This window comes from Microcoleus sp. B13-B6, assembly GCF_036705405.1.
Lineage (GTDB): Bacteria > Cyanobacteriota > Cyanobacteriia > Cyanobacteriales > Microcoleaceae > Microcoleus.
This window is the reverse complement of sequence record NZ_JAUBUJ010000173.1, coordinates 1-9,726: the sequence shown is the minus strand read 5'-3', so window position 1 is coordinate 9,726 and position 9,726 is coordinate 1. Positions and strand designations below refer to the sequence as shown.

Annotated in this window: 12 protein-coding genes; 7 read left to right on the top strand and 5 right to left on the bottom strand. The window is 44.3% G+C overall.

Annotated features, from left to right (window positions below; genetic code table 11):
• Window positions 1-82 precede the first annotated feature (82 nt).
• Window positions 83-937, top strand: coding sequence for a DUF5996 family protein (locus QUB35_RS37305; RefSeq protein ID WP_333147866.1), 855 nt, complete (start codon window positions 83-85; stop codon window positions 935-937).
• Between the two features lie 238 nt (window positions 938-1,175).
• The gene (locus QUB35_RS37300; protein WP_333147864.1) at window positions 1,176-2,918 is read left to right on the top strand and encodes an IS1634 family transposase; all 1,743 of its coding nucleotides are present in this window, start codon (window positions 1,176-1,178) and stop codon (window positions 2,916-2,918) included.
• Window positions 2,919-3,033: 115 nt separating this feature from the next.
• Here the strand turns inward: QUB35_RS37300 and QUB35_RS37295 are convergent, their stop codons facing one another.
• The gene (locus QUB35_RS37295) at window positions 3,034-3,204 is read right to left on the bottom strand and encodes a hypothetical protein (RefSeq protein WP_333147862.1); all 171 of its coding nucleotides are present in this window, start codon (window positions 3,202-3,204) and stop codon (window positions 3,034-3,036) included.
• Between the two features lie 22 nt (window positions 3,205-3,226).
• On the opposite strand from QUB35_RS37295, the gene QUB35_RS37290 reads away from it, so the two are divergent.
• Complete coding sequence (locus QUB35_RS37290) at window positions 3,227-3,418, top strand: hypothetical protein (protein WP_333118501.1); 192 nt, start codon at window positions 3,227-3,229, stop codon at window positions 3,416-3,418.
• Window positions 3,419-3,906: 488 nt separating this feature from the next.
• On the opposite strand, the gene QUB35_RS37285 is transcribed toward QUB35_RS37290, so the two are convergent.
• Window positions 3,907-5,580: an AAA family ATPase gene (locus tag QUB35_RS37285; RefSeq protein WP_333147859.1), complete on the bottom strand. Its 1,674-nt coding sequence runs from the start codon at window positions 5,578-5,580 to the stop codon at window positions 3,907-3,909.
• 141 nt (window positions 5,581-5,721) lie between these two features.
• Here QUB35_RS37285 and QUB35_RS37280 point away from each other — a divergent pair, with 141 nt between their 5' ends.
• From QUB35_RS37280 to QUB35_RS37270, 3 genes are all read left to right on the top strand, one after another.
• Window positions 5,722-6,468 carry a hypothetical protein gene (locus QUB35_RS37280; protein ID WP_333147857.1) on the top strand — a complete coding sequence of 249 codons (747 nt, stop codon included), beginning with the start codon at window positions 5,722-5,724 and terminating at the stop codon, window positions 6,466-6,468.
• Between the two features lie 427 nt (window positions 6,469-6,895).
• Complete coding sequence (locus tag QUB35_RS37275; RefSeq protein ID WP_015179737.1) at window positions 6,896-7,255, top strand: hypothetical protein; 360 nt, start codon at window positions 6,896-6,898, stop codon at window positions 7,253-7,255.
• A gap of 407 nt (window positions 7,256-7,662) precedes the next feature.
• Window positions 7,663-8,184, top strand: coding sequence for a hypothetical protein (locus QUB35_RS37270; protein ID WP_333147855.1), 522 nt, complete (start codon window positions 7,663-7,665; stop codon window positions 8,182-8,184).
• Window positions 8,185-8,293: 109 nt separating this feature from the next.
• Here QUB35_RS37270 and QUB35_RS37265 read toward each other — a convergent pair whose 3' ends face one another.
• Genes QUB35_RS37265 through QUB35_RS37255 form a run of 3 tightly spaced genes read right to left on the bottom strand, consistent with a single transcriptional unit; the run spans window position 8,294 to window position 9,362 of the window.
• A complete protein-coding gene (locus tag QUB35_RS37265; protein WP_333147853.1) occupies window positions 8,294-8,440 on the bottom strand; it encodes a hypothetical protein in 147 nt (48 codons plus the stop codon).
• Window positions 8,427-9,047 (bottom strand): Uma2 family endonuclease, encoded by a 621-nt coding sequence (locus tag QUB35_RS37260; protein ID WP_333147851.1) that lies wholly within the window; start codon window positions 9,045-9,047, stop codon window positions 8,427-8,429. Before QUB35_RS37260 ends, QUB35_RS37265 begins: the two co-directional genes overlap by 14 nt.
• A 39-nt stretch (window positions 9,048-9,086) precedes the next feature.
• The gene (locus QUB35_RS37255; RefSeq protein WP_015179741.1) at window positions 9,087-9,362 is read right to left on the bottom strand and encodes a hypothetical protein; all 276 of its coding nucleotides are present in this window, start codon (window positions 9,360-9,362) and stop codon (window positions 9,087-9,089) included.
• 171 nt (window positions 9,363-9,533) lie between these two features.
• Here QUB35_RS37255 and QUB35_RS37250 point away from each other — a divergent pair, with 171 nt between their 5' ends.
• On the top strand, window positions 9,534-9,677 hold the full coding sequence (locus QUB35_RS37250; RefSeq protein WP_333147849.1) for a hypothetical protein: 144 nt from the start codon (window positions 9,534-9,536) through the stop codon (window positions 9,675-9,677).
• The last annotated feature ends 49 nt before the right edge of the window (window positions 9,678-9,726 follow it).

Below are 9,726 nucleotides of genomic sequence, written 5' to 3'. Positions count from 1 at the left end.
ATGCACTGATTCGTTCTGAGCCTTCGAGTTGTTGAATATGTCTGCTTTTTCTCTATCCTTTACTAAATAGGACTACCCCACCTTGCACATATGGACTCAAATCATCGGCAAAATCCGATTTGCCCAAACTCCGTGGATTAATCATTCCTGGCATACTCCCCTCTATCTAACCGTTCGGGGACTGACCACTTCCACGATTCCCTATGGCAGCCGCATCTTTCAAATCGACTTTGATTTCATTGATCATGAGTTGCTGATTCAAACCAGCGAAGGGGCAAGACGGGCGATCGCCCTCTACCCTCGCTCGGTCGCTGATTTTTATCAAACCGTGATGGAAACGCTCAGAGCATTGGATATTCACATCACAATTAACACTAAACCAAATGAAGTCCCCAATCCAATTCGATTTGAGCAGGATGAAACCCATGCTACTTATGATGCGGATTATGCCAATCGATGCTGGCGAGTGCTGCTACAGTCCGATCGCGTCTTTCGAGAATTTCGCTCCCATTTTTCCGGCAAGGTTAGTCCGGTTCATTTTTTCTGGGGGAGTTTTGATTTAGCAGTGACTCGCTTTTCGGGGCGATCGGCTCCTGAGCATCCGGGAGGGGTGCCAAATCTACCGGATGCAGTGGCGCAGGAAGCCTATTCCCAGGAAGTCAGTAGTGCCGGATTTTGGCCCGGAGCCGGATTATCATACCCAGCGTTTTATTCCTATGCGTACCCAGAACCCGATGGGTTTAAGCAGGCTGAGGTTCGTCCTGATGCTGCATTTTACAATAAAGAGTTGGGTGAATTTATTTTGCCCTATGATGCTGTCCGTGAGGCAGAATCACCGGATCAGACGTTGTTAGAGTTCTTACAAAGCACCTATGAAGCTGCAGCCAGGTTAGGCAACTGGAATCAAAAGGAACTTCAGCAGTTGACGTTTAAGTAGCAACTGCATTCCTAAATTGGCGTTTAACTGGCAGATATTAAGTGGTGAAATGTAGGACAATTTCGCAGACTGGTTTATTGGACGCTTAAACTGAAGTTCCCCCCGTAGAAGGGATGTTCAAATCTAGCAAACCCCTACGCTGCAAGTAAAAGTCAGCTTTTTGCACCCTTTCTCGTACCCATGTATCTTAAGATTGTCTTAAGATTACCTGATCGGCAGGTGTGGCATAATAGTAGCCATGTATATCGAACGTGTTCCCAACAGAAATTCTCCGCCAGCCGTACTGCTTCGCGAGTCCTACCGCGAAGGTGGAAAAGTACGTAAACGCACCCTGGCAAACTTATCAAAATTACCAGACCATGCCGTAAATGGTCTGCAAGCCTTGTTAAAAGGTGGCGTCACGATCGCCTCCTTACCTGACTCTTTTAAAATTACTCGCTCCCGCCCGCACGGCCACGTAGCTGCAGTATTGGGCAGCCTGAAAAATACTGGCTTACACAATTTAATTAGTTCCGAAAATAGCCGCAACAGAAGATTAGTATTGGCGATGATAATCGCCAGAATTATCGACCCGCGATCGAAACTTGCTACAGCCAGAGGATTCAACGACGAAACTTGTTTCTCAAGTATTGGCAAAATTTTGGGAATCGAGGGTGCCGATGAAGATGAATTATATTTGGCAATGGACTGGCTCTTATCCAGACAAGAGTCGATCGAGAATAATTTGGCTTCCATTCATTTAGCATCATCAACCTTGGTGCTGTATGATGTATCGAGCAGTTACTTTGAGGGCAAAACTTGCCCGTTAGCCCGGTACGGTTACAATCGGGATGGCAAAAGAGGTAAATTGCAGATTGTATTTGGATTAATGTGCGATGCTTCTGGCTGCCCGATCGCAGTTGAAGTATTTGAGGGCAATACTGCTGACCCAAAAACCTTAAGCAATCAAATTACCAAGCTCAAAGAAAGATTTGGGATTGCCAAAATAATTTGGGTGGGCGATCGAGGCATCATTTCTTCAACCACAATTCAAAAACATTTTCAAACCGCCGATCGTAGTTTCGATTGGATTAGCGCCCGGAGGGCGGTACAAATCCGCAGCTTGGTCGAGCAAGAATCGATTCAACTATCTTTATTTGACGAACAAAACATCGCTGAAATCTCGTCAGAGGACTATCCGGGAGAACGGTTAATTGCTTGCCGCAATCCCCTGCTAGCAGCAGAGCGAGCCAAAACCCGAGAAGAATTGTTGCAAGCAACTGAAAAAGAACTATCCAAAATAGTTGCTGCGACAACGAGACAGAAAAAGCGTTTAACAGGGGCATCAAATATTGCCCTGAAAGTGGGAAAGGTGGTGAATCTTTACAAAGTTGCCAAGCATTTCACGCTGGATATTCAAGAGAACAGTTTTAGTTACGAAAGAAACACGCAAAGTATTGACAGCGAAGCTGCATTAGATGGGTTATATGTGATTCGGACTTCAGTCGAGTCTGAGCTTTTATCGGCAACAGAAACGGTGAGGGCGTATAAAAGCCTATCTCAAGTAGAGCAGGCTTTTCGGAGTTTTAAGACTGTGGATTTAAAGGTGCGACCGATTTACCACCGCAACAGCGATCGAGTTAGGGCTCACGTGTTTTTATGTATGTTAGCCTATTACGTAGAATACCAGATGCGTTCTCGATTAGCACCAATGCTGTTTGATGAAGACGATTGGGAATCGGCCCACCACAAACAAACATCTGTGGTAAAGGCAACCAAAAGCGATCGGACTAAGGCTAAAGCCAGGACTAAGCGGACTGCCGATAATTTACCAGTGCATAGCTTCCAGACTTTACTAGCTGATTTAGGTACGATCGCCCATAATGAAATTGTAGGAAGCATTGAGGGTGCGAGTTGGGTTTTTGACAAGATTACTCAACCGACAATCGTGCAACAAAAAGCTTTGGATTTGCTGGGTGTTCCCCTAATTTGTACCCAGTAGAACCGGAGCCTACATCTTTCAAAAGCTTGCTACTCCATCAATACGCCTTTTGTCAATGGGGGAACTTCAGCTTAAACCTTGCTCGTGAAGGTCAATTCCGATGAACCTATGGTAATTACTCCAATTTTGGGAACCTGTCAGAGCATACTGGCGCGATCGCTCCCCTGAGAGTGTAGATAAACTCAAATTTCTCCTCACCCTGGTGGAAGGAACTCGTTGGCAATACACCAATGGTGTTCAAAATCTGGTAGCCATCAGCCTCAACACCTTCCTCAATACTGGACATTTCGCCCTGGAAGAGTGTGGAGATGCGATCGCCACACTTCCATCTGTTCGTCTGGTTCTCCCAAGAGTTGCTGCACCAATTTTTGCAGTGCATCGATGATCGCGCTCTAGGGGATATTGCGCCGGAATTGGTCAAATTTACCCCAGATGAAACCCACATTCCGCACCCCAACTGTCACATGGGGTGCGGGCGGGCAGTAAATTCCGTGGGATAGTCTAGCGCGAACCGCTCGATACAGTATAAATACTTAAAAATCGATCTGCCAGACAAAAGAACTTGTTTATTTGGCTTTGTATTAAACAATACTCCGGACAGTTTTTGGAACGATACTACAAGCTTACGCGGGGCAAGGAGCATAAAAAAGTCGAATTAAATGTAAGTCAGGGGTGGAGCTGACATTGATTTAATTATCCACAGTGGCTCAAAGTCTTAGAGCCTAATACCAATTCACTATGAAGCTGCATTTAATATAACGCTAAGGATATAGTTCCAACCAGAAAGACATCAGCCTCATTTAGTGTATCTTCATAGTGAATTGGTATAAGCCATTGGGTCATATAAAAACTGTCCGGACTATTGCTTATAAACTCAATGAAGTTTTACAATACTTCTCTTGTTTGCACCGCACCATCTAATGCGGCAGAAATCTTGGAATTGATTTTCGATGCCAATAAAACCCTGCTATTGCTGTTGATCGTACACTCAAGTTTTCTCGTAAGCAGGTGCCCGATACTCGAATAATTCTTGCTCTGCCGCCGCAAATTTAGACTGATCGCCCCCAGAAGCAGGCCGAGCAAAGGACGCTTTATTCCGAATCCCCTGGATATCTTCAGAAGAACGCTCAAACGACAGCACAAACTGAGTTCTCTGATAACGCAGATCGGCCAATTCAATTTTACCAGGTCGTCCTTCACAATAAGCTCGTTCAGCACAGCGTTTAACTGCGATCGCAATTTCAGCACTCGTTGCTCCCGCATAATCAGATAGTAGTGAATACCACTGCCTGTCGCTCCAAAGATTCTCTTTTCCTTCCCCAAACTGCTCTGGAAAATACTTAGCTAAGTGCAAATTGAAAATCTCATAGCGAGCGCCGCTGTGTGGCAAATCCACAAACCAGATTCCGCCGTCGTCAAATCTGCGGATAAGTTCAGCCGGCAGCATTTCTAAGCGGTTAACAGTAGCTAACATTAACACGGGGCTCTCATGTTCCTGCATCCAGGTGAGCAATTTCTGCGACAGCCGCCTAGCTGCACCGCCATCAGCATTTGATTCCCAACCAGAAAAACCCTTGTCAAAATCGTCAAAGAACAGCACGCAGCCGCCCAAATTATCGGCTGTATCCAGCATTTTGTTGAGAGCGCGATCTGGATTAGAGGAACCTAGAATATTGCCCCAACTTGCTGCTAAAAGCGCATAACCTAGCTTCTTAGCAGCTAGCTTTGCACTCAAACTTTTGCCCGTCCCCGGCGGCCCCCACAGCAGCATTCCTTTGGGAGCTCTGAGGTGATATTTCTTGGCATCAGCTTCTGACAGCTTTACGACTTCGTTCAAATAAGCGTCTAATAAATCTAAACCGCCAGCATGAGGCACGTCGGGAGAAGCAATGAACTCCAACCCCTGGTCTCGAAGTTGCGATATTTTATGCTCTAATACCAACTGTGCGATATGGACAACTGAAGCGGTCATAGAGAGCGATCGATCTAACACCAATTCAATTTCAGCAGTTGGCAGCCCTAGACTAGAAACAGCCAGCCGTTTTTTAGCAGCTACCGCATCTGAACCAAAATCAAGGGAGCAATTGCGATCGCAAAAATTATCTACAAGAACTTCGACTTCAAAACGATCGGGTAACGGACATTTAAGTAGAGGAATTAATGGACTTAGCTTTGATGGCAGTTGGATGTACTCACCCAGCAGTACCCAATATTGGTGGGCCCAACGCCCTTTCAGTTCAAAGAATGCGTTAGCCAATTGAGAATAACGGCGGATAAGAGGCTGTTCGCTACTCTCTGATTCCAAAATATCTTCTAACAAAAAGATACCGGGGCAGTCATTTTCCAGCAGAAATTGCAGGACATCACTCTCGACAGATAGCTCAGTTTTGCATAAGACGTATTCACTATTATACATCTGGGAAATATCTGAAACGCTTGTCATATCTGAATGACAACCTAAATTCGGGAGAGGTTTATCCAAACACCGCACCTGTTGAAGAGTTGCATAGCCAGGATTCCAATAATAAACAGGTAAACAACACTCACTGGCGTACTGATGAAATGATGACAATATTTTTTGGCGATCTGCACTGTAATATTCTAGGGCAAATATTGGAGTTGGAGGGACTATTAAATTAGACGAAATCGTGAAATATTTCATGAATTTATATATCTAAATAGAGGATGTTTAACATAAAACTTTAGCTAACATAATTAAAATTTAGCGTCCTGCTAATGAGCGAAGTTTTCCCCCTCAATTGGAGGGGGTAATTGTGCCTAACGGCACTAATAAATTGATGTTATGCAAGTTAAATTGTCAATCATGGTCACAAGTAAAAAGCAAACCGCAGCCACTCCCATTCGCTCTCAGTCACCAGTGCCTGCTAAATCTAAGCCACCTGAAAAACAGAACAGTCAAACTGTCGGCAGTAACAATGGAGCCAAATCAAAACCTCAACCTAACCTCAGCTCCGAGCAACTTGCTGGCGAGCTAGTCAAACAGATTCGGAATACAATTCATAAGAAGTACGGCGTGACAATTCAGCGTCGCGATAGCCGTATTTCGACAAAAGTTGGTCACGCAATTCGCGAAAAACTGGGATTGGATATTCAAGCTCAGTTGAACAAGCGCAACGGCAATGGCAATGGTAAAAAGTTCGACTGGCAAGAGTGGAACAATACTGTGTTTCCCAAGCTAGTTGGCCGGCCCGAAGAACTCAAGTATGGTGTCGAAGTTGTTGCCTTAGCGATGAGCCAACTTTACGATACAATTGCTGACAACCCGCAAGCTGCCATTGCCGATTTAATGGAGTTCAATGCTCAAAGCCTAAAGCGTCGCAACGAGTTAGCTAAATCCTCTGAAGAAGATACTGAAGAACTCGATGACGACGACGAACTCGATGATGAAGATGATGAAATTGATGACATACTCGATGAAATTGATGAGGATGACGATGACGAGGAAGGCGATGAGGATGAGGATGATGACGATGAGGAGGATGATTTTAGTTTAGACGAAGAGGAAGAATTTGAGGAAGACGACGAATAATTGCTAAAGTTTGATTAGAAAGCTCTGCTGAAAAAGCAGAGCATTTTTTTGCCTCTATCGAGGCCTTTTCCACGAATCGCGATTCATTTAATAAGGGGAGGGGGAGGGGGAAGGGGAAGGAACGGAAAGGGTTGAAAAACTTGGGATAAGGGTAGAAAAACTTTAGTAAAATCGCGTTATTACTAAAAAAAATCTCCTTCCCCTTCTCCTTCCCCTTCCCCTTCATTTCAGGGTAATGATTGTCGCCACCGTCCGAATCAGGACGCTCTGGGAAGCATACCCAACAAATTCACAATCAAGGAAATTTTGACCTTGGTTGTGAATTTAATTTTACCCACTCACCCACCCACTAATTTTTTTGAATTAATTGTAATTAGCAGACTGCCGTCGCTTTAGTTGTGAAAAAAAACACGCTTGAGGGTTAATCATGGCTAATCGCAAATCCGCTCCAACTCCGATGCAAAAGCAATTTGCAGAAACTCTTGAAGAACAGCGCTTCGAGATGTTTTTGCACGTTGCCCGCGAGTTAACGGGACGTGCCAAACAACGACAGTTACAGAAAGGTAAAGCTCTTGACTGGGAAGCGTTCAATACTTGGTTTAACAAGCAATATGAAGGCTACTCGGCTGACGAGATGCTTGAAGAAATCTTGAGCAACGTTTACTGGCTTTCATCTGAGCAAGCAGTGATTGACTTGCACTTCCGTTATATCGAATCGGCAGTCAAAGCTTCTCATAAGAAAAAGGCAACTGACGATAATGAAGAGATTGATGATTTTGTCAAGTAATCAATGACGACCCCCGATAAAGGGGGGAAAATCCTGCTTGGAGCAGGATTTTATTTACCCGCCCACCCACCGCATCAGTTCGATTTGCGACATTTACGATCGCATTCTTAGAAGGATTTAGTTAATAGCACTTATGAAGTAATAACTTAATTATTTCATTCTGAACCCTTGACGGACTTCACCATCGAGCGTAGCAAAGCTTCCGCAAGTAAGGCGAATAATCTCAAACCTTTGCGACACAGTTACAAAGCGTAAGTTATGGTTAATTAATTTTATCTGAGAATGTAGGTTACTCAATAAGTCAGCGTAAAACCGTTTTGCAATAAATTAAATAACTGTTTTTGTTAAAAAGCTTTGATATTAAACGCGAGCGCGTTTGAGAGATGTTCCACTTGCAAATTATAATCATGTACGAACCTATTCAGCAATTTCTTACCCTCACAATTGAAACTGTGGTAATTTTGGGTTACGGTGGCTTAATTGTTTACTATATCGCTAGGCTGTTAGCATCGCAGCGGATGAATCCTTCTGAAAAACTCTCAGCAGAACTTGCCCCAGATTTTGTGCCTCTTCTCAATGAAATTGCTTCCTTTCCTGCTGTTACCGAATCGGCAGCAACTCCAGAACCCACAGAAGAACAGCGCCTCACCTCTTCGCTACAAGTTAAAGCAGAATTTGCTTCTAATATTCAACTCGATACCGGCCCATTAAATCTACCCTTCATTCAAGTCGATAGCCTCACTCTCCGACAATGCCGCACCGTTATTCGAGCGCTCAATTCCACTCTCCCACGAAGTGAGCATATTCGCCTTAAACTCAACAAAAAAGATGTGCCAGCAGATTCGTTAAAATTTCAAATTAAGAAGCATTTTGAGCATCGACCGCAGCAAGTTGTCTCCCTAATTGATCAAATTTTGAAAGCTAGTTAAAATGCTCGGAGAATCAACGACTAAATTAGTGTTCTTTTTCAAAAAAACTTCTGGTAACGAGTTGATAGAAAGTTTTTTTGAATGCACCCTCCTTTTCCTGACCAAGCTATTAGTTACTTTCTTCAGCGCCTAGGGGAATCAGACCCTTGCCAATCTGTTCGCTCAACTCGTTGAGACTCAATCCCCGTTCAATTGCGATCGCACGAATTTCCTCCATCCTACCGACGTTACCTAGATATAAGCTACATAGCAGCATATCTGCCGGCAGCGAAGATTTGTTGCGCTGTTAATTGCAAGTCGGGAAAGATTGAGGAAATAAGCCGATCGTCATTTTGAAACAACTGTTTTTGATACTCGTCTTCTCGCAGCGTACAAATTGTAACTGTCGGCTGTTTGGGTTTGCCAATATATTCTCTGCCACCAATGCCCAAATAGTCAACAATCCAATACTCAGGCACTCCAAGCAGGGCGTAATCTTCAACTTTGCGAGCGTAATCGTTCTGCCAGTTGGTGCTAACGACTTCAGCAATCAGTTTAATTGAGGAACCTGATGTAATTACAGGTTCTTGTTGCCACAAAGGTTCATTAATTAGTCGAGTTTGGTCTAATACAAGCACATCAGGGTGAAAGGCTGTTGCTGTTCCTAATAGTTTGATGAGACAGCGAGGGGGGATAAGGTAGGGTAGATCCAGGCGGTCAATTTCTACATTCAGTTTTCGTCCCAGAAAACCGGATACTTGTTCGTGCGGCCCTGTTGGTTCCATTTCGGTTAATTCACCATCAATCAGTTCGTAGCAATCGCTGTCGCCGTAGTTTGTAATAAATTCATCAACAGTTATAAGTTTTGGAGGTGATTGAACCATTGTGTTTATTCCTCATCCGACGGCAATGTACGTCTTTATTCAAAGCCTCGCCATACCTGAAAGATTGGCTGTGGGTTGTTTGCGACTTTGTTCCTCGGCGTCAGTCAAAGTAATCTTGCGCCTGCCAATCTGTTCGATCAACTCGCTCAAACTCAATCCGCGCTCTCTAGCAATAGCGCGAAAACCTTCCCACCCCGCAGATGTTACCTGAATGTTCCTTTGCTTTTTTGGCTCCTCATATCGAGGTTCGCCTCCGCCTAACTTTAAATTAGCTAGAGAGTTGGGGTGGAGCTGCGTTCCTTTGCTTGGGGGCATTTTGCAACATTATCCTTTCGACTTTTTTCTTTATTATCCCACATTACGAGCAAATTTCCGTGGTACTATAGGTAATATGGAATCAACCTATACGAGTCAACTTCTTCAATCTGGTGTCTAGCTTTGGGGCTGGCAAGTCAGGGGTTGACTTATCTCAGGAGGCACTAGGAAATGCACCCAACTCAGGAGACACCGGGCAGCGAGCAGCGTCAACCTTTAGTAGTTTTGCGAGGCTCAACCCGAAAGCACCACCACACTGTTGCAGACTCCCTGCGGATTGACCCAGATGGCGTTGCTGAGTTAGAGTATGAATAGGAGGAATAATTTATGCAATGCCCAGAATGTAAATCAACCCATATCCGTA